This window comes from Streptomyces rhizoryzae (genome assembly GCF_023155275.1).
In the GTDB taxonomy this organism is placed as follows: domain Bacteria; phylum Actinomycetota; class Actinomycetes; order Streptomycetales; family Streptomycetaceae; genus Streptomyces; species Streptomyces rhizoryzae.
This window is the reverse complement of record NZ_JALMUV010000020.1, coordinates 98,266-120,589: the sequence shown is the minus strand read 5'-3', so window position 1 is coordinate 120,589 and position 22,324 is coordinate 98,266. Positions and strand designations below refer to the sequence as shown.

Below are 22,324 nucleotides of genomic sequence, written 5' to 3'. Positions count from 1 at the left end.
CCCGCCCCCGCGCCCCGTAAGAGAGCCGCAAATTCCCCGCTGGCTCCCGGATGGGCCGGGCGGCAAGGGCCTAGATTCTGGCTCGGCCACCGGTGCGACGGCGGCGGTGATGGCGCGACCGCGGCCGCCCCGGCGCCCGGTCGTGGCCGGTTCCAGCCTGGCCAGCCGCTCGCCTTTCGTTCCTCCGAAGCCTGTGGTCCTCCAAAACCTGCGACCCCCCGAAAACCTTCATCCCTCCGAAAAATCCTGTAGCCCCTCCGAAGCTTTTCATCCCCACGAATCCTGTGGCCCCTACGAAGCCCTTCGTTCCCCCGCAACCCGCCGTTCCCTCTAACCCGCTCACCCCTCCGAAACCCCTTTCGTCACACCGAAGAATTTCACCCCCTCCTTAAATCCTCGCATCACACCAGCCATTTTCCATCACTCCGAATACACCCCCTTCCCCCCAACAATTCCCCACCTTTCCAAAATTTCCCCGACGGCTCCAACACCCCCCGGCAACCTTTCACCCTCCAACAACCCCCCACCCCAACAATCCCACCCCCCACAGTCCCACACCCCAACAATCCTCCCATTCACCCAGAAAATTCCGTCCGGCCGGAATTTTCATTCTTCAGAAAGATTGCGCATGCCTGCTGCACCGTCCCCCGCGCCCACCACTCCGTCGACGGCTGAGGCTCCCGGTGCGGCCGGGTTGTCCGGTCCCGGGGCGCCGGGGCGGGGTGGACACCGGCGGCGACGGCGGGCGCCGGCCGGGCTGTTCGATCCGCGAGTGCTGGTGACGGCCCTGCCGGAGGCCCTGCGGAAGTTGCACCCGCGGGCGCTGGCCCGCAATCCGGTGCTGTTCGTGGTGGCCTGCGGGTCCGTACTGACGACGCTGTCGGCGGTGCTGCACCCCTCGGTGTTCAGCTGGGTGATCAGTGGCTGGTTGTGGCTGACGGTGGTGTTCGCGCAGCTGGCGGAGGCGGTGGCCGAGGGGCGCGGCCGGGCGCAGGCGGCGTCGCTGCGCCGGACCCGTACGGATCTCATGGCGCGGCGGCTGCGGGACAACTGGCGGGTCGGCACGCATCTGGACAGCGCCGTGACGGAGACGGTCCCGGCGTCGGATCTGCGGCCGTTCGACTTCGTCGTGGTCGCGGCGGGTGAGGCGGTTCCGGCAGACGGTGAGGTGGTCGAAGGGGTCGCCAGTGTCGATGAGTCGGCGGTGACAGGTGAGTCGGCGCCGGTGCTGCGGGAGGCCGGAGGTGATCGTTCGGGGGTGACGGGCGGGACGGTGGTGCTGTCGGACCGGATCGTGGTGCGGGTGACGTCCCGGTCCGGGCATGCGTTCCTGGACCGCATGATCGCGCTGGTGGAGGGCGCGGCGCGGCAGCGGACGCCGAACGAGATCGCGTTGCACATCCTGCTGGCGGCGTTGACGGTGGTGTTCATCCTGGTGGTGGTCACGGTGCAGCCGATGGCGTCGTACGCGGGGGCGGCGCAGCAGACGGCGGTACTGGTGGCGCTGCTGGTGACGCTGATCCCGACGACGATCGGGGCGCTGCTGTCGGCGATCGGGATCGCCGGGATGGACCGGCTGGTGCAGCGGAACGTGCTGGCGATGTCGGGGCGTGCGGTGGAGGCCGCGGGGGACATCAACACGCTGCTGCTGGACAAGACGGGGACGATCACGTGGGGGCACCGGGAGGCGGTGGCGTTCGTTCCGCTGCCGGGGTGTGCGGAGTTGGAGCTGGCGGATGCGGCGCAGTTGGCGTCGTTGGCGGATAGGACACCGGAGGGGCGTTCGGTGGTGGCGCTGGCGCGGCGGAAGTACGGGCTGTGTGCGCCGGAGGAGGGGGAGCTGGCATTCGTGCGGTATGTGGCGTTCAGTGCGCGGACGCGGATGAGCGGGGTGGATCTGTGTTGGGCGGGCGGTGCCGGGCCGGGGCCGGGGTCGGGGTCCGGGGGTGGCGCGGCGGGTGCGGGTGCGGGTGCGTCGGCGTACCGGGGTGAGGTGGTGATCCGCAAGGGGGCGGCCGCGCAGATCGTGGAGTGGGTGGTGGCGCGCGGTGGTGAAGTGCCGGCGGAGGCGCGGATGTTCAGTGATGCGATCAGTGCGTCCGGGGGGACGCCGCTGCTGGTGGCGGTGGATGACCGGGGCGGGCCGCGGGTGCTGGGGGTGGTGCGGTTGACGGACGTGGTGAAGGACGGGATCGCGGAACGGTTCGGGGAGTTGCGGCGGATGGGCATCCGGACGGTGATGGTCACGGGTGACAATCCGCTGACGGCGCGGGCGATCGCGCGGGAGGCGGGGGTGGACGATTTCCTGGCGGAGGCGACGCCGGAGGAGAAGCTGGCGCTGATCGTGCGGGAGCAGTCGGGTGGGCGGCTGGTGGCGATGACGGGTGACGGGACGAATGACGCGCCGGCCTTGGCGCAGGCGGATGTCGGGGTGGCGATGAACTCCGGTACGTCCGCGGCGAAGGAGGCGGGGAACATGGTGGACCTGGATTCGGATCCGACGAAGCTGATCGAGATCGTGGAGGTGGGGAAGCAATTGCTCATCACACGGGGGGCGTTGACGACCTTTTCGATCACGAATGATGTGGCGAAGTATTTTGCGATCATCCCGGCGATGTTCGCGGGGGTGTATCCGGGGTTGTCGGAGCTGAATGTGATGGGGTTGCACAGTCCGACGTCGGCGATCACTTCGGCGATCATTTTCAATGCGCTGGTGATCGTGGCGTTGATTCCGCTGGCGTTGCGCGGGGTGCGGTACCGGCCGTCGTCGGCGCATGATCTGCTGCGGCGGAATCTGGCGTTCTTCGGGTTGGGTGGGCTGGTGGCGCCGTTCGTCGGGATCAAGCTGATCGATCTGGTGATCTCGGGGATTCCGGGGCTGGGCTGAGTGCCGCCGGTGGGTGCGGGGCCCATCTGGGTGTGGGCCCGGGGCGGGGCCGGGGGCGGGGTCAGCCGACGTGGACGCGGGGGCGGCGGCTGCGGTCGGGTTCGGCCTCGCGGAGCACTTCGCGGGTGACCGGGGCGACTTCGCCCTGGCCGAAGAGGAAGAAGCGGAGGAATTGCGCGAAGGGGCTTCCTTCGGTCCATTCGAAGTAGATGTGCGGCCGGTTGCCGGTGGTGTCGCGGACGTGCAGGAGCAGGGCGGCCAGGGAGTTGGGGACGGTGGAGCCGTCCAGGCACAGGACGCGGTAGCGGTCGTGCATGACGTGGCCGTGGACGTGCAGCGCGCTTTCGAATTCGGAGGGGTCGCGGATGGTGACTTCGACGAATACCAGGTCGTCCTCGGGCGGGATGTCGTTGTCGGCGCGGATCTGCTGGGCCTTGTCGCGGTATTCGGCGAGGCCGCGTTGTTCCGGTTCCTTGGCGATGAAGCGGATGCGGCGCTGGGCGATGTCGCGGACGAAGCGCTGGGCGGTGTCGTCGAGGATGACGTCGGTGACGCGGAGTTCGAAGGCGCGGGCCAGGCGTGAGGTGAAGGAGAGCAGGATGATGCCGGCGATGAAGCAGGCGCCGATCTTCACTCCGTCGGGGCGTTCGATGATGTTGGCGACGGTGGTGTAGAGGAAGACCACGGAGATGATGGCGAATCCGATGGTCCAGGCGCGTTGCCGGGCGCGGCGGGCGGCGATGGTGACGGCGATGGCGGCCGAGCTGATGAGGACGAGGACGCCGGTGGCGTAGGCGCTGCCCTGGGCGTCGACGTTGGCGTCGAAGATCCAGGTGACGAGGAAGGCGACGGCGGTGAAGACCAGGACCATGGGGCGGACGGCGCGGGCCCAGTGGGGTGCCATGCCGTAGCGGGGGAGGTATTGCGGCATGAGGTTGAGCAGGCCGGCCATGGCGGAGGCGCCGGCGAACCACAGGATGAGGATGGTGGAGATGTCGTAGACGGTGCCGAAGGCGGAGCCGAGGTAGGCGTGGGCGAGGTAGGCCAGGGCGCGGCCGTTGGCGGCGCCGCCGGGCTGGAAGGCGGGGGCGGGGATGAGGAGGGTGGTGACGAAGCTGGTGATGATGAGGAAGACGCTCATGATGGCGGCGGCGGTGGTCAGCAGCTTGCGGGCGCCGCGGATCCGGCCGGTGGGGCGTTCCTCGGTGTCGTCGGGGTCGCCTTCGATGTGCGGCATGACGGCCACGCCGGTTTCGAAGCCGGAGAGGCCGAGGGCGAGTTTGGGGAAGACGAGCAGGGCGACGGCGATCATGGCCGGAATGCTGCCGTGCTGGACGGTCAGGGCGCTGGTCCAGTCGGTGACGACGTGGCCGGCGGTGAGGACGTGCCAGACGCCGGTGACGGCGACCACGGCGTTCAGGGCGAGGTAGCCGCCGACGAGGACGACGGCGACGCCGACGGCTTCCAGGAAGCCTTTGAGGAAGACCGCGCCGAGCAGGGCGATCAGGATCAGTGTGATGAGCATCTGGCGGCCGTGCAGGGCGGCGCTGACGTGGGGGTTCTCGACGAGGTGGGTGGCGGCGTCGGCTGCTGACAGGGTGATGGTGATGAGGAAGTCGGTGGCGGCGAAGCCGAGCAGGGTGAGGACGAACAGCTTGCCCTTCCAGAAGGACAGCAGGCGTTCGAGCATGGCGATGGAGCCCTGGCCGTGCGGGCTCTCCTTGGCGACGCGGCGGTAGACGGGGAGCGCGCCGGCGAGGGTGACGGCGACGAGGACGAGGGTGGCGACGGGCGAGAGCAGTCCGGCGGCGAGGGCGGCGATGCCGGGCTGGTAGCCGAGGGTGGAGAAGTAGTCGACTCCGGTCAGGCACATCACGCGCCACCAGCGCTGTCCGTGGTGGGCGGGTTCGGGGGTGGCGCCCTGGCCGGGTGGGCGTTTGCCCAGGTCGGCGAGGCCCTGGAGCATCCAGGTGCGCAGCCGGTTCCGCAGGGTGGTCCGGGGGGAGGCACCGGCAGGGGCGGGGGCGGCCATCGTGTGCTCCTGTCGTACGCCGAAAAGTTCCGGCCATCGATAGCGGCCTGTTCAGCGTACGCACTTCGGGGCCGCTCGCCGTGGTGTGCGAGGGGGTCCCGGGGTCGTGTCTCAGGTGCGGGTGGAGGGGGGCCGGCCCGGGTGCGGGCCCGCTGCGGGGGGTGCGGGCTCAAACGCCGTGCCGTGGAAGACCACCAATTCGATGGAATGCCCCCGCTCTCCGGCCCGTGCGTACCGTCGGTCGCGGAGGATCCCGGAGGAGGGTGCTGGCCGGTCCGGAAGGCGGGAGGCGGAATGGCTCGGTCATGGCTGCGGTGCGGGGCGGCGGCGGCCGCGGTGTGCGGTGCGGTGCTGGGGCCCGCGGTCGCGCCGGCGGCGGGCGGGACGGTGCCCGCGACCCGGATCGTGGGGGGTACGGACGCGGATGTGCGGGAGGTGCCGTGGCAGGTGTCGCTGCGCAGTGCCGGCGGGCACATCTGCGGGGCTTCGATCATCCGGGCGGACGCGGTGGTGACCGCGGCGCACTGCACCGCCGAGGCGCCGCCGGGCGCGCTGAGCGTGCAGGCGGGCAGCAGTGTCCGCGGGTCGGGGGGCCAGGTGGTGCGGGTGGCGCGGGTGCTGCGGCATCCGCGGTTCGACGCGGCGACGATCGATTACGACGTGGCGGTGCTGGTGCTGGCGTCGCCACTGGATTTCGGGCCCGGGGTGCGGGCGATCGGGCTGGTGGAGCCGGGGCGGGAGCCCGCGGAGGGAACGCCGGCGACGGTGACGGGGTGGGGCGCGACACGGGACGGGGGTGACCTCCCGGTGCGGTTGCGGCAGGTGGCGGTGCCCAAGCTCAGCGACGCGTACTGCAAGGGGGCGTACGGGCCGTCCTCGATCACGCCGCGGATGACGTGTTACGGCTACGAGGCGGGCCGGAAGGACGCGTGCCAGGGGGACAGCGGGGGTCCGCTGGTGGTGGGCGGCCGGCTGGCGGGGATCGCGTCGTGGGGGACGGGGTGTGCGTCGCCGGGGCATCCGGGGGTGTACACGAAGGTCAGCGATCCGGCGATCCACGCCTATATCGCGCGGTCGTAGGGGCCGGGCGGGTGTCCCGCGGGGGCCGGTGGGCGGGCGCCTATGCTGGCGCGATGTTCGCTCCCGAGGGTCCTACGTTGCGTGAACTGGCCGTGCAGGCGCTGTCGTCGGTGGAGCGGGGGTACGACCTGCTCGCCCCGAAGTTCGACCGGACGCCGTTCCGGACGCCGGAGACGGTGCTGGGGCCGGTGTTGCGGGAGTTGCGGGGGCTGGGGCCGTTCGGCAGCGGGCTGGATCTGTGCTGCGGTACGGGGGCCGGGGTGGAGGTGCTGCGGCGGGTGTGCCGGGAGCGGGTGATCGGTGTCGATATCAGTGCGGGGATGCTCGCGGTGGGGCGGGAGCGGCTGCGGGCGGCGGCCGGGCCGGAGGGGGGTTCCGGCGGGGTGGGCGGGCCGCGGCCGGCGTGGGTGCGGGCGGATGCCCGGGCGTTGCCGTTCGGGCCGGTCTTCGATGTGGTGGTGAGTTTCGGGGCGTTCGGGCACTTTCTGCCGCGGGCCCGGCCGGGTCTGTTCGCGCAGGTGGCGTCGGTGCTGCGGCCCGGCGGGCGGTTCGTGTTCCCGGTGGTGGCGCCGGCCCGGCCGGGGTCGGCGCGGTATTGGGGGCTGCTGGGTTTCGATGGCGTGATGCGGGTCCGCAATGCGCTGTGGCGGCCGCGGTTCGTGATGTATTACCGGGGCTTCCGGCTGTCCGACGTGCGGGCGGAGCTGGCGGGGGCGGGCCTGGGGGTGGAGTTGCGGGCGCTGCCGGAGCTGGGGTGGCGGGCGGACGGGAGTCCGCGGTGCCGGCTGGTGGTGGCGACGCGGCGGTGAGCGGCGGGCGGGGCGGCGGGCCACCGGGTGGGTGGCCCGCCGCCGGTCACCGGCGGTGGGGCCGCGCGGGTGTCCGGGGCGGCGGCCGGTGTGCGCGGTGGGTCAGCCGAGGCCGACCTTGGCCAGGGCGGTGGTCCAGTCGGTGGCGATGGCGTTGCGGGCGGCGTCGAGGGTGACGGTGCCGTCGCAGACGGCGGTCTTGAGCTTGTTCTCGACGGAGTCCTTGCTGGCGGCGGGCTGCTGGCCGTAGCGGGGCTCGGGCCAGAGGTTCTTGGGGTCGCGGGGTGCGCCGCCGAGTTCGAGGGGGACGAGGTGGTCCTCTTCGTAGTCGGCGGTGGCGGTGTCGGTGTAGCCGTAGGCGCCGATCTGCTTGATCTTCAGCGGGGTGGTGTAGGAGACCGGCGGGCGGACGGTCTTGGTCCAGCCGGGGACGCAGATGGTCGAGCCGATGGTGGCCTGGGTGACGTCCGGGTTGAAGGCGCCGGGTGTGCAGGCGCGGTCCGGGAGGGGGAGCCGGGACTGGGAGCAGGTCGCGGCGTGGGCGCTGCCGGTGGTGAGGACCAGGCCGGCGGTGGCGAGGGCGAGTGCGGTGGTCGCGGAGGCGATTCGGCGTATCGATCGCATGGGGGCTCCGGGGTCGGGCCCGGCGGTCTGCCGGGCGGGTGACGTCATGGCACCACCCCGCGTTCTATGCGGGTAGACCCCTGGGATGAACAAGACGTGTACATGCCCAATTGTGACCGTTCCGTGGGAAACTGTTGGCCAACTCCTGGGCCGGGTAGGGTTGTTGGCATGCCGCAGCACAACGCCGCATCGTTGCCGGAGCCTCTCGCTCGCGTGCCACGCCACCCGGTCCCGTCTGCGTCGTTGAGCCCTTCGTGACCTGTTATCCACACCTTCCGAGCGCCGGCGCGGCCACCTGCGACCTGTGCCATGACCGCCGCCCCGCGGCCGGCGCGCCCGTGCTCACCGTCCGGCCGCCGCTGGGTCCGCAGCGGCAGGTGCGGCTCTGCACGCCGTGCAGCGAGGACCGTCCCGGCCGCCGGCGCCGCGAGCTGATCGAGGAGGACTTCAGCTGGCAGGTGATGGCCCGCCAGGCGCATGACCTGGCGGACGCGTACGCCGCCGGCCGGTGGCTGCCCTACGAGGACGAGCACCGCTGGGCGCTCGGCCTGGCCCGGACGTACTGGACCCGGCCCGCGCTGGAGGCCGCGCTGCGCGATCCGAACCCCTACCTCCGGGCCGGCCGCCTGGTGCGCGTGGTGGAGCCGCTCCCCCGCATCCTCGGCGTGGTCGGCGCCGGGGACCGGGCCCTGCGGCCGGCGCAGGCCCTGCTCGACACCCTCGCGGTGCGGTCCGCCCGCTGACGCGGCGTCATCCGGCGCGGGCTTCGGCCATGCGGCGGACCGGCCGGCCGCCCGGGGTGCGCCGGGCGGCGGCGCCCGGCCGGGCTTGCGACGATGGAGGGCCCGGCCGCCGGGCCGCCCCTCCCCCACCCCTACGGAGCCGCCATGTCCGCCAGCACCGATCTGCTCGTCGACGCCTTCGGCCGCGTCCGGGAGGCCGTGGAGGAGGCGGTCGACGGGCTCGGGACCGAGGAACTCGCCACCCGCCCCGACGCCCGCGCCAACTCCCTCGCCTGGCTGGTCTGGCACCTGACGCGGGTGCAGGACGACCACGTCGCCGGGGTGGCCGGCACCGAGCAGATCTGGAGCGCGGACGAGTGGTACGAGGCGTTCGGGCTGCCGTTCCCCGAGGAGGACACCGGCTACGGGCACAGCCGCAAGGACGTGGCGCGGGTCCGCGGGTTGACCGCCGAGCTGCTGACCGGCTATCACGCGGCGGTGCACGAGAGCACGGTGCGCTATCTGCGCACCGTCGCCGTGAAGGACCTCGGGCAGGTCGTCGACCGGAACTGGTCGCCCCCGGTCACCCTGGGCGTCCGCCTGGTCAGCGTGCTGGCGGACGGCCTCCAGCACGCCGGCCAGGCGGCCTATGTGCGGGGGCTGCTGGGCCGGTGAACGGCGCTCACCGGCGGGGCGGCAGGCGGTGCAGCGTCACGCCGGTGAGCCGGCCGCCGGTGATCTGCGCGGTCATGTAGGTGCAGTGCGGCTGCCGGCGGCGGTCGGTGGGCGAACCGGGGTTCAGCAGCCGCAGCCCGTTGCCGGCCGTGCTGTCCCAGGGGATGTGGCTGTGCCCGAAGACCAGCACGTCGAGTTCCGGGAAGCGGTCGGCGCAGCGGCGTTCCCGGCCCGCGGCCGGGCCGGTCTCGTGGACCACGCCGAACCGCAGCCCGTCCAGTTCGGCGTGGGCCACCTCGGGCAGTCTGGCGCGCAGGTCGGGGCCGTCGTTGTTGCCGTACACGCCGATCAGGCGGCGGGCGCGGGCCTGGAACAGGTCGAGGGTGGCGGTGTCGGTCCAGTCGCCGGCGTGCACCACGGCGTCGGCGGCCGCGAGGGCGTCGAGCAGCTGCGCCGGGAGTACCTTGGCGCGCCGCGGGACGTGGGTGTCGGAGGTCAGGAGCAGGCGCACGGTCAGCGCTCCTGGGCGGTGGGCCGGACCATGATCTCGTTGAGGGCGACCCGGGCCGGCTGGGTGACCATGAAGGCGATGCTGCGGGCGATGTCCTCGGCGTGCAGCCAGGCGTCCTCCGGCATGCCGTCGGAGGAGGTGATCCGGCCGCCGGCGGTCATCTCGGTGACGGTCAGGCCCGGTTCGACCAGGCCGACGCGGACGCCGCGGCCGGTGACCTCCTGGCGCAGCGCCTCGCTGAAGGTGCCCACGGCGTGCTTGGTGGCCGAGTAGACGCCGTTGTTCTTGCGGGGTACCCGGCCGGCGACGGAGCTGACGGTCACCAGGTCGGCGACGCCGCGCGGGCCCGTCCGCGCGGCGCGCAGGAGGTGCGGGAGGGCGGCGTGGGACATCCGCAGCACCGCCTTGAGGTTGAGGTCGATCATCCGGTCCCAGTCAGCGGGGTCGGCTTCGTCCACCGCGCCGCGGGCGGCGTACCCGGCGCTGTTCACCAGGACGTCCAGGCGGCCGAAGCGCTCCACGGTCCGGGCGACCGCCTGGCGGGGCTGGTCCGGGTCGCCGAGGTCGGCGGTGAACGCGGCCGCCGGGCCGCCGGCCTGCTCGGTGAGGGCCGCGGTGAGGTCGCGCAGCCGGTCGGCGCGCCGGGCGACCAGGGCGAGTGCGCAGCCCGCGCGGGCCAGGGCCCAGGCGGTGGCGGCGCCGATGCCGCTGGAGGCGCCGGTGACCAGTGCGACGGTGCCGGCCAGGGGGGTGCGGTCGGATGCGGTGGGGGCCGGGGTCGCCGGGGTGTCGGTGGTGCCGGGGGCCATGGTGGTCTCGCGCTCCTTCGCCGTCGGTGCCGTTCGCGTCCGGGCCGCGGCGTCGGGTCGCCGACGGGGCGTGGTCCGGGTCGCCGGAGACGTACCCGTTCCGTCAGCTGACGCACCATCAACCACCGCTGTCCCGGGGGCCACGGCGGTGCGCGCCGGGGGGTGCAGGCGGGCCCCGCGGGCGCGGTGCGGGCGGCCGGAGAGCGGGTATCACCAGGGGGAATCCGCTTCTACGCGCCCTGGAGCCGCTCATGAAGCACACCCATCCCCTGCCCGGTGACATCGGTCTCACCCAGATATCCGGTGTCACCGGCCGGCTGATCCGCTTCGGCCAGTGGATCAACGGAGACGGCTTCGCCGACTACGAACACGCCTTCCTCGTCCTGCCCGGCGACCGGCTGCTGGAGGCCGAGCCGGGCGGCGCCCGCATCCGCTCGCTCAGCGCGTACCACGGCTCCGATGTGCTCTACGTGTGCCCGAAGGGGCTCACCGAGCAGCAGCGCGAGCGGATCTGCGCGGCGTCCGACCGCTACGTGGGCGTGCCCTACAGCTTCCTCGACTATCTGGCGATCGCCACCCACCGCTTCCGTCTGCCCGTGCCGGGGCTGCGCCGCTATGTGGCCAGCACCCGGCACATGATCTGCTCCCAGCTCGTCGACCAGTGCTACCAGGACGCCGGGGTCCACCTCTTCGCCGACGGCCGGTGGCCGGGCTATGTGACGCCGATGGCGCTCTACACCCTGCTGGCCCGCTGAGGCCGCGCACGGCACGGTGCGGGCGGGCCGGCATCGGCCCGCCCGCACCGGGACGGTCCGGTCAGGTGCCGGCCTTGCGGCCGTAGACGTACACGTCGTCGCCGGTGCGGAGCAGCGACCAGTACTTCTTGGCGTCGTTGGGCCGCATGTTGACGCAGCCGTGCGAGCCGGGGGCGGACCACACGCTGCCGCTGATGGCGTGGAACGCCTCCCCGCCGTCGAAGAACTGGCTGTACGGCATGGGCGTGTGGTAGATGGTCGACACGTGGTTCAGGTGCCGCCAGTAGATCCGCTTCAGACCGGTGCGGGTGGCGCCGCCCTTGCGGCCGGTGCGTACGGGCACCGGCCCGTAGACCAGCCGTCCGCCGTCCTGGATCCAGCTGAGCTGGCGGGTCAGGTCGACGCAGGCGATCCGCCCCTTGTTGGTGGGGCACTTGTGGGCGCTGTTGGGATTCCGCCCGGCCGCCCGCTGCTTGGCGACCAGTTGCATCACGTTCCAGGTGACCGGGCCGGCGTACCCGTAGTTGGGGGTGATGCCGTGGCTGGTCTGGAAGGCGCGGATGGCGCGGCAGTCGGCGGTCGACTGGCGGCCGTCGGCGCGGAGGCCGAGGAACTGTTCGGCCTGCCGCTGGTAGGGACCGCGGAGCCCGTAGCAGCCCGCGGAGCCGGCGGCTTCCGCGGTGCCGCCGAGGGCGACGGTCAGCGGGAGGGTCAGGGACGTCACGGCGAGTGCCGCGCCCGCTCGCCGGCCGAGGGCGCCGGTGGCGGTTCTGCGGAGCCGGAAGGGTATGCGTGGCTTCATGTCCGGTAGGACTCCTGAGCCGCCGGTGCGGTTGCGGCAGTGTACGGGGCGCCGTGCCTTATCCGCCAAAATCCGGGGCGTACGGCGACAGTTGGCGGGGAGTGCGGGGCGGGATGGCCGGCGGTCAGGCGGGGGCCGGTGCCCCGGCGTGGCCGTCGATCCGCAGCCGCAGGGCGGCCTGGGCCCGGTCCAGGGCGGCGCGGAGGTCCTGCGGGGTGCCGGCCACCGCGGTGGCGAGGGCGACCCGGCCGTCGATCAGGCCCTTGCGGGGCGGGGAGACCACGTCGCCGGGGGCGACCAGGGGCACCAGCAGGTCGATGGCGCCGGGCAGTCCGGTCCGGTCGAAGCCCACCGACCCGATCACCGCGTCGTTGTGCGGCGGGTAGAAGAAACGGACGCCGGCCACCGACCGGTGTGCGGCGGCGGTCGCCGGTTCCCGGCCGCAGGCGACGGCCGCGGCGGCCAGGCCGGGGTCGATGCCGGTGGCGCGCATCCCGAGGTAGGGGATGAGGTCGCCGCCCAGCCGGCCGTTGACCTCGATGACCTTGGGGCCCTGCGGGGTGAGTTTGAGTTCGGTGTGCGTCCAGCCGTCGGTGTAGCCCAGTGCGGTGTGCACCGCCTGGAGCATCGCGGTGAAGTCCGGGTCGGCGAGGAGGGGTTCGCCGCCGTCGACCAGGTGCCCGGTCTCCTCGAAGTACGGGGCGAAGCCCACTTCCTTGCGGCCCAGGAACAGCGGGGTCACCCGTCCGTCGCGGACCACCGCGTCCACGCTGACCTCGGGGCCGGCGACGAACTCCTCGACCAGGACACCCTGGTCGAAGACCGGGGTGTGCGGGACCGGAACGTCGCGGGTGGCGGTGAACTGGTCGGCGAGCTGGGCGGCGTCCCGCACCAGGACCACGCCCTGGCTGCCGCCGGCGGCCCGCGGTTTGATGACGACCGGGTAGCCGAGGCGTTCGGCCGCGGCGGCCGCCTCGTCCAGGTCGGAGACCACCACGAACGCGGGCTGGGGCAGCCGGGCCGCGGCCAGGGCGGTGCGGGTGGCGAACTTGTCGCGGCAGCGGCGGACCGCGTCCGGCCGGGTGCCGGGCAGGCCGAGCTCCTCGGCGACCAGGGCGGCCTGCACGATGTGCTCCTCGTGCCAGCTCAGCACCCCGTCCACCGGCTGCCGGGCGGCGATCCGCCGGGCGGCGGCGAGGACGGCGTCGGCGCCGGTGTCGGGGACCGCGGTGAAGCCGTCCAGGTACCGGCGTTCCCAGGTGGGTTCGGCGTTGTTGATCAGGTGGACGCGGTAGCGGGTGGCGATCGAGCGCAACAGGTAGGCGCGGTACGCGCGCAGCCCGTTGGTGACGAGGAGCAGCAGGGGCATCGGGTCGGGCCGGGTCATACGGAGCGTCCTTCGTCTGTGGGGGTCATTCCTGGACGAGGTGGGGGTGGGCGGGTGCGGCTGTGCCGGGCGGGTCGGTGGGTGGGTCGTGGCGGGCGGCGAGGAGGCTGAGCACGCCGGGTACGGCGGCGAGCAGGGTCATGACCAGGACCATCGCGGTGTAGTTGCCGGAGTCGAGCAGCGGGCCGGCGAGGACCGAGCCGATCGGGAGGGCGCTGAGCATGAGGGTGCGCATCAGGGTCATGGTGCGGCCGCGCAGTTCCTCGGGGGTGTGCGCGTACCGCACGGTCTGCGAGGAGACGGTCACCATGGCGTCGGGCAGGCCGTAGACCACCTGGCCGACGAGGACGAGCACGGGGTGGGCGCCCAGCAGCAGCAACAGGCCCCCGGCCGCGAGGAGTTGCAGGGTACCGATGCGGAGCATGGGGCGGGCGGCGGGCCGGAGGGCGCCGGCGATGACCGAGCCGGTGAGCTGTGCGCCGGCCAGGACGCCCGCCAGGGCGCCGAGCATGGTGGCGCCGCCGGGGAGCCGTTCGTGCGCCAGCCAGGGCTGGGCGACGGTGAGCATGCCCAGGGAGATGTTGAAGAGGGTGAAGGTGACGGTGATGACCAGCATCACCCGGTCGCGGCGGAGGAAGCCGACGACGGGCGCCCAGCTGGTGCGGCGGGCCGCGGCGGCACCGTCCGGGGAGGGCGCGGGCCGGCCCAGCCGGGCCTTCATGCCGAGGACCGCCAGGGCGAAGGCGACGTAGCTGGCGGCGTCCACGGCCAGTACCCAGTTGGCGCCGATGAGCGGCACCAGGGCGCCGCCGACCATCGGGCCGAGGAGGCCGGCGGCACCGGTGGCGACCGCTTCGAGGGCGATGCCGGTGCTGAGGTGGCGGGCCGGGACGAGGTCGGGGATGACGGTGGGGATGATCCCGATGGGGAGGATCTTGAACAGCCCGTAGACGGCGGCCACGGCGTACAGGTGCCACAGGGCGAGGTGGCCGAGGGCGGCGAGCAGCGGGATGCAGAGCATCACCGCGCCGCGGACGAGGCTGTCGGTGACCAGCAGCAGGCGCCGGGAGAAGCGGTCGACGAGCTTTCCGGCGAGCAGGCCGCCGATGATGACCGGGGCGAAGTAGCAGGCGCCCAGAATGGTCAGGCTGCCGGCGCCGCCGGTGGTCACCGCGAGCCAGGACATCGCGATCCAGCTGGCGCCGTCGCCGATCAGGCTGGCCACCGCGCCGAGCCACAGCTTCCGGTAGTCGGCGATGCGGAGCACCGTGAGGTAGGTCTTCACCGGTCGTTCCTCAGGCTTCGCGTGCGGCACCGATCCCGATGAAGCACATCAGCGCGGGTTTGTCGCCGCGGTTGTGCCAGTTGTGGCGGGTCCCCTGCTGGACGACGCAGGTGCCGGGGGTGAGCCGGACCTCGGCGCCGTCGTCGAGTTCGAGGTGCAGCTCGCCCTCCAGGCAGATGGCGTAGTCGAGGGTGTCGGTGGTGTGCATGCCGGCGCCGTCGGGTTCGAGGACGTCGGTGAGGCCGGGGAGTTTTTCGGCCACCTCGGCGGCGAGGAGGGCGGGGTCGCCGGCGGGTTCGGGGGTGCGGGACTCGGGGGCATAGCGCGCCAGCAGGAATCGGGTACCGCCGGTACCGGCGAAGAAAGGCAGGATCTTTGGCTCGGTTGGCTTATTCCCGACGGTGGCGTGGCCGTCCTCGGTGCCCCACAGCAGATAGAACTCCGAGCCGGGAATGGCGCCGACGGTAATCGGTTCGACGGGTCCGTCACTGAGCACCACGGAAGTGTCGTCGGGACGACGGCCGGTGACCACGAGGCGGGGTTGAATCGTCATCCGTTATTGCTCCAGGTGCTGAAGGGGCAGGAAAGGAACAGCGCGCTGCGGGGGCGCGGGGGTTGTCCGGGCAAAGGGTGTCCGGCCGGGTCAAGTGCCTGGCCAGCGGGGTGGTGCCGGGGGCCGGGACCCTGTGCGTTCCGGCCATATCGAGGGCATCCGGTGCACGCGGGGAAACCCGTCGCAAAGGACGTCGGCCGCGACTCCGCCGCCGGGCCGTTGAATACCTTACGCGCGGTCAAATGCCGGGAAACATAAGGGCTTTCCCAGGCTATGGGGCCGCACTCGGCGGTCACAAGGTGGCGTATGTCACAGGAAAGCGGGCCGGAGGAATAGGGAAAGTAAAAGGACGGTGCGATCGGCCGCAAGGTGATCACAGCAGGTCGACGGGCGGTTACCGTACCTCCATGACCGCTCTGGATGATCTCGCAGCGTCCTATACCGGGGAATTCGCCCGCCTGGACCCGTGTCAGGCCGCGATGATGGGCATCGCCGGGCAGGAGTCGGCGCTGACCGACTACGGCCCCGCCGGCTGGGCGGCCAGGACCGGTCTGGCCCGCCGCACCCTGTCCGCGCTCACCGCCCTCCCCGTGGCCGGCGAGCGGGACCGGATCGCGGCGCGGGTGCTGCGGGAGCGGCTGGAGGTGGAGCTGGCCCTGGCCGACGCCCGGATCCCGGACGCCGACGTCAATGTCGTGGACGGGCCGCTCCAGCGCCTGCGCCAGGCCGTCGAACTCCTCGACCAGGGCGAGCGGACCGTCTGGCCGGACGTGACCGCCCGGCTGCGCGGTATTCCGGCGGCGCTGGCGGGCCACCGGGAGAGCCTGGGCGCCGCCCGCCGGGAGGGGCGGGTGGCCGCGCGCCGGCAGGTCGCCGGCACCGCCGGGCAGTGCGCGCCGACCGCCGGGTACTTCGCCGAGCTGGCCGCCCGCTGCCCCGACGACCGGCTGCGGCCGGACGCGGAGCGGGCGGCGCGGGCCGCCGGGGCGGCACTCACCGGGTTCGCCGCTTTCCTGACCGGCGAGCTGCTGCCGTACGCGCCGGAGCGGGACGCCGTCGGCCGGGACCGGTACGCCCTGGAGGTCCGCAAGCACCTGGGCAGTGTGCTGGACCTGGAGGAGACCTATGCCTGGGGCTGGGCGGAACTGGCCCGGATCGAGCGGGAGATGGCGGAGCTGGGCGGGGAGATCCTGCCGGGTGAGCCGCTGCCCGCGGTGTTCGCCGCCCTGGACGCCGACCCCGCCCATCAGGTGCGCGGCGCCGAGGCGTTCCGCCGCCACCTCCAGGAGCTGGCCGAGCGGGCCCTGGACGAGCTGGCCGGGGTGCACTTCGACATCCCGCCCGCGCTGCGCCGGATCGAGTGCCGGATCCCGCCGACCGGCGCGGGCGGGATCTCCTACCTGGCGCCGGCCGAGGACCTGTCCCGGCCGGGCCAGGTCTGGTGGACGGTGCCCGGCCCGGACGCGGTGATACCCACCTGGACGGTGCCGGCGACGATGTACCACGAGGGGGTCCCGGGCCACCATCTCCAGCTGGGCGGCACGGTGCTGAACCCCGCGCTCACCCGGTTCCAGCGGGTGGCGTCGGAGCTGCACGTGGGGCATGCCGAGGGCTGGGGCCTGTACGCGGAGCAGCTGATGGCCGAACTCGGCGGCTTCCGGCATCCGGCGCACCGGCTCGGGGCGCTGGCGTCCGGGCAGCAGCTGCGCGCCGCCCGGGTGGTCCTGGACATCGGCCTGCATCTGGAGCTGGAGATCCCGCGCGGCACCGGCTTCCACGAGGGGGAGCGCTGGACGCGGGAGCTGGGCCGGGAGTTCCTGGGCGGACGGGTGCCCGAGGGCGCCGCGTACCTGGACTTCGAGATCGACCGGTATCTGGGGCTGCCGGGCCAGGCGCTGGCCTACAAGGTGGGTGAGCGGGTGTGGTTGCGGGCCCGGGAGGCGCAGCGGCGCGCCAAGGGGGCGGCGTTCGATCCGAAGGCGTTCCACCGGGACGCGCTGGGGCTGGGGCCGATGGGGCTGGATCTGCTCACCGCGGAGCTGGCACGGCTCTGAGCCCTGCTGTGCGCCGCGGTGCGCGCGTGCCAGAATCGTCCAAAAGCCACCCCTTATCCGTGTCTTGGGGCGCCACCATGGTTCCCGGAGGAACCGTGCGCGACGGCGCTCCTGCCGTGGCTGCGCCGTGCCCCCGAGGTCGTGGGCCCACGGCCGCCTCCCCGCCCCCAAGGTCGTGGTCGGGATCCCCTCATCGGATTCGCTCCCCGAAGTCGGCCACCGCGTCGCGGCGTCATGCGGCAGCGCTGTGCCAGGAGGTGCATCAGAAATGGTCATGATTCCCCCGACCCAGCTCGGGTGGCGGCATGCCGGGCCGCCACCAGGTCCGGCCCCGGAGCCCGCCGGCCCGGTGGAGCAGTGCCCGCCCAGCCAGGAGACGCTGGAGCGGGTCTACGAGTACGTGGTGGCCCGCCCCTTGGGCGGGGAGCTGGACGGTGCGGCGGCCGCGGGGCTGCTCGGCCTGTCCCCGGCGGAGTTCGGGGCGGCCGTCGACCAGTTGACGGCCTGGGGGCTGCTGCGCACGGGTCCCGATCAGGAGCTGGTGCCGGTCTCCCCCGACGTGACGGTGAGCCGGCTGCTGGGTCCCCTGGAGCGGGAGATCCGGGCCCGGCGGCTCCAGATAGAGGAGCAGCGGCGGCGGCTGATGGCGTTCCTGCCGCTGTTCGAGGCCGGCCGGTCGGCGCGGCGCGGCGGGCACCAGGTCGAGTTGCTGGAGAGCCTCGACGAGGTGCGGGCGGTGATCGCCGAGCTGGTCGAGCAGAGCACCACGGAGATCCTGACGGCGCAGCCCGGTGGCGGGCGCCGGGAGGACGTCCTCCAGGAGGCGGCGCCGCGGGACATCGCGACGCTCCGCAAGGGCGTGGAGATGCGCATCCTCTACCAGCACACCGCCCGGTACAGCCGGGGCACGTCCTCGTACGTGGAGCAGGTGACCCGGCTGGGGGCGCAGGTGCGGACGCTGGACGACCAGTTCATGCGGCTGCTGGTCTTCGACCGGCAGGCGGCGCTGATCCCGGTGCCGGACAATCCCAACGCGGCGGCGCTGGTGCGGGATCCGCATGTGGTGGCGTTCATGGTGGAGTCGTACGAGCGGCTGTGGCTGGCCGCCGATCCGCTGGTGGTCGACGCGGAGACCCAGGCGGAGATCACCGATGACCTGAAGGAGGCCATCGTGCGGCTGCTGTCGGAGGGCATGACGGACGCGGCGGTCGCGCGGCGGCTGGGGATGTCGGTGCGGACCTGCCGCCGCCATGTGGCCGAGATCATGGCCGCGCTCGATGCCGAGAGCCGGTTTCAGGCCGGATATCTGCTGGCGTTGCAGAACCACGTGTCGTGAGGTCATGGCCGGTCACCGTTCCAGGGGCCGGTGCGCGGTCTCGGGCAGGCGCAGGAAGACCGGTGCGGACAGCAGGCAGAGGGCCGCGACGTACCAGGGGAAGGCGTCGGGGAGGTGCAGTTGGGCGAAGAGGGTGCCGACGTAGGGGGCGGTGCCGCCGAAGAGCGCCACGGTGAGGGAGTAGGGGAAGCCGATGCCCGCGGCGCGGACCCGGGCGGGGAAGACCTCGGCGTTGACCGCGGCGGCGATGGCGGTGTAGCCGGTGAGCAGCAGCAGGCCGGCGCACTGGACGAGGAGGAGGGAGAGGAACGAGCCGGTCAGCAGGTTGAGCAGCGGTACGCAGAGCAGGGCGGAGCCGGCCGCGAACCCGAGCAGCAGGGGGCGGCGGCCGATCCGGTCCGAGAGCAGGCCGGCCAGTGGCTGGACGAGGGCGAACAGCAGCAGGGCGAGGGTGCCGGCGAGCAGGGCGGTGCCCTGGTCGGTTCCGGCGTTGAGGTGTGCGTAGGTGGGGAGGTAGGAGGTCCAGGTGTAGAAGGCGACGGTGCCGCCGATGGTGATGCCGCAGATCAGCAGGGATTCCCTGGGGTGGGTGCGGAGGGCGTCGAACACCTTGGGGCGTTCCTGCCGCTGCCGTGCGCTGCGGGGTTCGGCGACGCCGCGGCGGATCCACAGGCCGACGAGGCTGAGCAGGGCGCCCAGCAGGAACGGCAGGCGCCAGCCCCAGGCGTGCATCGCGCGGTCGTCCAGGCAGGCCACCAGGAGGGCGGCGGTTCCGGAGGCCAGGAGCTGGCCGGCGGTGGCGGCCAGGTAGTGGAAGCTGGCGAACAGGCCGCGCCGGCCGGGCCCCGCGGATTCGACGAGGAAGGTGGTGCTGGCGGTGAACTCGCCGCCGGCCGAGAGCCCTTGGAGGAGGCGGGCGAGGGTGAGCACGACGGGCCCCAGGAGGCCGGCGGTGGCGTAGGCGGGGGTGAGCGCCATGGCCAGGCTGCTGCCGCCCATCATGAGGAGGGTGGCGGTCAGGGCGGTGCGGCGGCCGTGGCGGTCGGCGACGGCGCCGAGCAGCAGGCCGCCGACCGGGCGCATGAAGAAGCCGACCGCGAAGACGGCGAACAGCGACAGCAGCGGCACCAGGGAGGTGCCGGCCGCGGCGGGGAAGACGTCGGCGGTGAGGTAGCCGGCGAGGAAGGTGTAGAGGTGCCAGTCGTACCACTCCACGACGTTGCCGATGGCGGCTGCGGCCAGGGCGCGGCGGCGGCTGGGCGGGGCGGGGGCGGCGGGGCCGTCGTGGGGTGGCCGGTCGCCGGTGCCGGCGGCGGTGGTGCCGGAGGGCCTGGTCACGGGGTGTCCCTTCGTTGCCGGCCGGGGGGTGGGGCCGCGCCGGGGGCGGTGACGCGCCGGCGGACGGCGAACCAGCCGGCGGTGAGCGCGGCGGCGAGGACGGGGGCGGCCAGGACGGTCGCGCGGCCGGTGCCGGGGTCCTGCCACATCAGCACGGCGATGCCGAGGAGGAAGGCGAGGGTGGCGTAGTCGGTGACCGGCGCCAGCGGCAGCCGGAACGAGGGCCGGGTGACCCGTCCGTCCCCGGCCCGGCGGAGGAACGCCAGGTGGCAGATGACGATGGCGCTCCACATGCCCAGGGCGGTCAGGGCGGAGAGGTTGAGGACGATCTCGAACGCCCGCTCCGGAACGAGGTAGTTGAGGCCGACGCCGGCCGCGCACACACCCGAGGTGAGCAGGATGCCGCCGTAGGGCACCCCGTGGCGGCTCATCGTGGCGGTGAAGCGCGGTGCCGAGCCGGCCAGGGCCATCGAGCGCAGGATCCGTCCGGTGGAGTAGAGGCCGGAGTTGAGGCTGGAGAGCGCGGCGGTCAGCACCACGAGGTTCATCGCGTCGCCGGCCATCGGGACGCCGATCCGGGTCAGGACGGTCACGAACGGGCTCTGTGCGCCGTCGTAGCGGTCCCAGGGCAGGAGCAGGGCGAGCAGCAGCACCGAGCCGGCGTAGAAGAGGGCGATGCGCCAGGTGAGGGCGGTGACGGCGCGCGGTACGACGGCACGCGGGGCGGCGGTCTCCCCCGCGGTGACGCCGACGAGTTCGATGCCCGCGTAGGCGAAGACGACGCCTTGCAGGACCAGGACGACGGGCAGCGGGCCGTGCGGGAAGAGGCCGCCGTGGCCGGTGAGGACGCCGAGGCCGGGCGGCTGTCCGCCCACCGGGTGGCGGGTCGCCAGGAGGACCAGGCCGAGGGCCATGAAGGCGGTGAGCGCGGCGACCTTGACGAAGGCGAACCAGAATTCCAGCTCGCCGAAGACCCGCACGGAGAAGAGGTTGAGGGCGAGCACCACGGCGAGGGCGAGGAGGGCCAGCACCCATTGCGGGACGGTGGTGAAGCGGCTCCAGTAGCGGCTGTAGAGGGCGGCGGCGGTGATGTCCGCGACGCCGCCGGTGGACCAGTTGAGGAAGTACAGCCAGCCGGCGGTGTAGGCGCCCTTCTCGCCGAGGAACTCCCGGGCGTAGGAGACGAAGGAGCCGGAGGTGGGGCGGTGCAGGATGAGTTCGGCCAAGGCGCGGACGACGCACCAGGCGAAGCCGCCGGCCAGGGCGTAGGCGAGGAACAGCGCGGGGCCGGCGGAGGCCAGCCGGCCGCCGGCGCCGAGGAACAGGCCGGTGCCCAGGGTGCTGCCGAGCGCCATCATGGTCAGGTGGCGGGGCTTGAGGGTCTTGCGGTACCCGGTGTCCTCGGGGTGCGGCGGGCGGTCGGCCCGGTCCCGTCCGGTGCCGTGGGGTGCCGGTGCGGTGGCCGGCCCGTCGGCGGTCACCGGTGGGCCCGGTCGGGGGTGAGGGCGTCCCGCAGCCGGTCCAGGGCCTGCCGCATGACGGGGCGGTCGTGGACGAGGGCGATGCGGAGGTGGCCGGTGCCCGGGTTGTGCCCGTCGGGGCCGTCGGCGGCGAGGTAGCGGCCGGGCATGGCGGTCAGGGCGTGGTCGCGCCACAGCCGGCGGGCGGTGGTCTCGTCGTCGCCGACCGGCAGCCAGAGGAAGAAGCCGGCTTCGGCGCGCCGGTAGCCGGGCACGGCGGCGAGGAGGGTGTCGGCGGCGTCCCAGTTCGCGGCGAGCGCGCCGCGGGCGTGCCGGACGTGGGTGTCGTCGGACCACAGGGCGGCGGCGACGTCGCAGACGGGCAGCGGGGTGGAGACGCCGCAGAGGTGGTTGTAGCGGGCGTAGTCGGCCACGGTGGCCGGGTCGCCGGCGGCGAAGCCGCTGCGCAGGCCGGGGGCGCGGGACCGCTTGGAGAGGCTGTGCAGGACGAGGAACGGGCCGGGGCCGCCGGTTCCGTGCTCGGTCAGCGTGAGGTAGCCGGGGGGCGGGGGCCCGTAGGACAGGTCGGTGTAGCACTCGTCGACGAGGAGCAGGGCGCCGGCGGCCGCGGCGGCCGTGGCGGCCCGGGCGAGGGCGCCGGCGGGCAGGATCTCGCCGCGCGGGTTGCCGGGGTTGCAGACGATGACCGCGGCGGCGTGCCCGCCCGCCGCGTCGAGGGCGGCGGCGAGCGGGGCGGGGTCGGCGGGGTCGTCGAGGGTGTAGAAGACCGGGCGGGCGCCGGCCTCCTCGGTGGCGGCGAGGTAGGTGGGGTAGAAGGGGTTGGGGAGAATGACGGCCGGGGTGCCGGGGCCGCGGTGGCGGCGGACGGCCTGGGCGAGGGCGACCGCGAGGGCCTGTTTGGTGCCGGGGGTGGGCTCGGTGGCCAGCCGGCCGTCGGCCAGGGCGCGCCGGACGCCGAAGCGGCGTGCCAGCCAGCCGTGGTAGGCGGTGCGCAGGGCGGGGGTGCCGCCGGGCCGGGGGTAGCGGGTCCAGCCGTCCGGGTCGGCCAGCGGTGCGGTGTCGGCGGCGAGGGTGTCCAGCCGCGATTCCCCGAGGTGCAGCTGGACGGGGTCGAGGCCGGGCGGTGCCGGGACGTCCTGGAGCAGGTGGCGCAGGCGGGCGAAGGCGCTGCGGGCGGGCTGCAC

The 22,324-nt window shown here is 73.4% G+C and carries 19 protein-coding genes; 8 read left to right on the top strand and 11 right to left on the bottom strand.

Annotation, left to right across the window (positions count from 1 at the left end; translation table 11 throughout):
• Nucleotides 1-628: 628 nt before the first annotated feature.
• Nucleotides 629-2,887 carry a potassium-transporting ATPase subunit KdpB gene (kdpB, locus tag MUU72_RS18120; protein WP_282504232.1) on the top strand — a complete coding sequence of 753 codons (2,259 nt, stop codon included), beginning with the start codon at nt 629-631 and terminating at the stop codon, nt 2,885-2,887.
• Between the two features lie 61 nt (nt 2,888-2,948).
• Here kdpB and MUU72_RS18115 read toward each other — a convergent pair whose 3' ends face one another.
• Nucleotides 2,949-4,919, bottom strand: a complete 1,971-nt coding sequence (locus MUU72_RS18115; protein WP_248014334.1) for an APC family permease — start codon at nt 4,917-4,919, stop codon at nt 2,949-2,951.
• A gap of 294 nt (nt 4,920-5,213) precedes the next feature.
• Here MUU72_RS18115 and MUU72_RS18110 point away from each other — a divergent pair, with 294 nt between their 5' ends.
• Nucleotides 5,214-5,999, top strand: coding sequence for a serine protease (locus MUU72_RS18110; protein WP_248014333.1), 786 nt, complete (start codon nt 5,214-5,216; stop codon nt 5,997-5,999).
• A gap of 53 nt (nt 6,000-6,052) precedes the next feature.
• Nucleotides 6,053-6,808, top strand: coding sequence for a class I SAM-dependent methyltransferase (locus MUU72_RS18105; RefSeq protein WP_248014332.1), 756 nt, complete (start codon nt 6,053-6,055; stop codon nt 6,806-6,808).
• Nucleotides 6,809-6,910: 102 nt separating this feature from the next.
• Here MUU72_RS18105 and MUU72_RS18100 read toward each other — a convergent pair whose 3' ends face one another.
• Entirely contained in the window at nt 6,911-7,432 is a 522-nt protein-coding gene (locus MUU72_RS18100) for a hypothetical protein (RefSeq protein WP_248014331.1), read from the bottom strand.
• 254 nt (nt 7,433-7,686) lie between these two features.
• On the opposite strand from MUU72_RS18100, the gene MUU72_RS18095 reads away from it, so the two are divergent.
• Both MUU72_RS18095 and MUU72_RS18090 read left to right on the top strand, forming a co-directional pair.
• Nucleotides 7,687-8,175: a hypothetical protein gene (locus tag MUU72_RS18095; RefSeq protein WP_248014330.1), complete on the top strand. Its 489-nt coding sequence runs from the start codon at nt 7,687-7,689 to the stop codon at nt 8,173-8,175.
• Between the two features lie 144 nt (nt 8,176-8,319).
• Nucleotides 8,320-8,829, top strand: a complete 510-nt coding sequence (locus tag MUU72_RS18090; RefSeq protein ID WP_248014329.1) for a mycothiol transferase — start codon at nt 8,320-8,322, stop codon at nt 8,827-8,829.
• A 7-nt stretch (nt 8,830-8,836) separates the two neighbouring features.
• Here the strand turns inward: MUU72_RS18090 and MUU72_RS18085 are convergent, their stop codons facing one another.
• Nucleotides 8,837-9,340, bottom strand: a complete 504-nt coding sequence (locus MUU72_RS18085) for a metallophosphoesterase family protein (RefSeq protein ID WP_248014328.1) — start codon at nt 9,338-9,340, stop codon at nt 8,837-8,839.
• Nucleotides 9,341-9,342: 2 nt separating this feature from the next.
• Nucleotides 9,343-10,149: an SDR family oxidoreductase gene (locus MUU72_RS18080; protein ID WP_248014327.1), complete on the bottom strand. Its 807-nt coding sequence runs from the start codon at nt 10,147-10,149 to the stop codon at nt 9,343-9,345.
• 251 nt (nt 10,150-10,400) lie between these two features.
• On the opposite strand from MUU72_RS18080, the gene MUU72_RS18075 reads away from it, so the two are divergent.
• On the top strand, nt 10,401-10,904 hold the full coding sequence (locus MUU72_RS18075) for a C40 family peptidase (protein ID WP_248014326.1): 504 nt from the start codon (nt 10,401-10,403) through the stop codon (nt 10,902-10,904).
• Between the two features lie 61 nt (nt 10,905-10,965).
• Here the strand turns inward: MUU72_RS18075 and MUU72_RS18070 are convergent, their stop codons facing one another.
• From MUU72_RS18070 to MUU72_RS18055, 4 genes are all read right to left on the bottom strand, one after another.
• The gene (locus MUU72_RS18070; protein ID WP_248014325.1) at nt 10,966-11,706 is read right to left on the bottom strand and encodes a L,D-transpeptidase family protein; all 741 of its coding nucleotides are present in this window, start codon (nt 11,704-11,706) and stop codon (nt 10,966-10,968) included.
• 124 nt (nt 11,707-11,830) lie between these two features.
• Complete coding sequence (locus tag MUU72_RS18065; RefSeq protein WP_248014324.1) at nt 11,831-13,093, bottom strand: ATP-grasp domain-containing protein; 1,263 nt, start codon at nt 13,091-13,093, stop codon at nt 11,831-11,833.
• Nucleotides 13,094-13,118: 25 nt separating this feature from the next.
• Entirely contained in the window at nt 13,119-14,378 is a 1,260-nt protein-coding gene (locus MUU72_RS18060) for an MFS transporter (protein ID WP_248014323.1), read from the bottom strand.
• A 10-nt stretch (nt 14,379-14,388) separates the two neighbouring features.
• Nucleotides 14,389-14,931, bottom strand: a complete 543-nt coding sequence (locus tag MUU72_RS18055; RefSeq protein ID WP_248014322.1) for a cupin domain-containing protein — start codon at nt 14,929-14,931, stop codon at nt 14,389-14,391.
• Between the two features lie 407 nt (nt 14,932-15,338).
• On the opposite strand from MUU72_RS18055, the gene MUU72_RS18050 reads away from it, so the two are divergent.
• Together MUU72_RS18050 and MUU72_RS18045 are read left to right on the top strand one after the other, a co-directional pair.
• The gene (locus tag MUU72_RS18050; protein ID WP_248014321.1) at nt 15,339-16,985 is read left to right on the top strand and encodes a DUF885 domain-containing protein; all 1,647 of its coding nucleotides are present in this window, start codon (nt 15,339-15,341) and stop codon (nt 16,983-16,985) included.
• Nucleotides 16,986-17,259: 274 nt separating this feature from the next.
• A complete protein-coding gene (locus tag MUU72_RS18045; protein ID WP_248014320.1) occupies nt 17,260-18,321 on the top strand; it encodes a helix-turn-helix domain-containing protein in 1,062 nt (353 codons plus the stop codon).
• Between the two features lie 12 nt (nt 18,322-18,333).
• On the opposite strand, the gene MUU72_RS18040 is transcribed toward MUU72_RS18045, so the two are convergent.
• The 3 genes from MUU72_RS18040 to MUU72_RS18030 all read right to left on the bottom strand — a co-directional run bounded on the left by MUU72_RS18040 (nt 18,334) and on the right by MUU72_RS18030 (nt 22,324).
• Entirely contained in the window at nt 18,334-19,563 is a 1,230-nt protein-coding gene (locus MUU72_RS18040) for an MFS transporter (RefSeq protein ID WP_248014342.1), read from the bottom strand.
• A 92-nt stretch (nt 19,564-19,655) separates the two neighbouring features.
• Complete coding sequence (locus MUU72_RS18035) at nt 19,656-21,140, bottom strand: amino acid permease (RefSeq protein ID WP_248014319.1); 1,485 nt, start codon at nt 21,138-21,140, stop codon at nt 19,656-19,658.
• Entirely contained in the window at nt 21,137-22,324 is a 1,188-nt protein-coding gene (locus tag MUU72_RS18030; RefSeq protein WP_248014318.1) for an aminotransferase class I/II-fold pyridoxal phosphate-dependent enzyme, read from the bottom strand. Before MUU72_RS18030 ends, MUU72_RS18035 begins: the two co-directional genes overlap by 4 nt.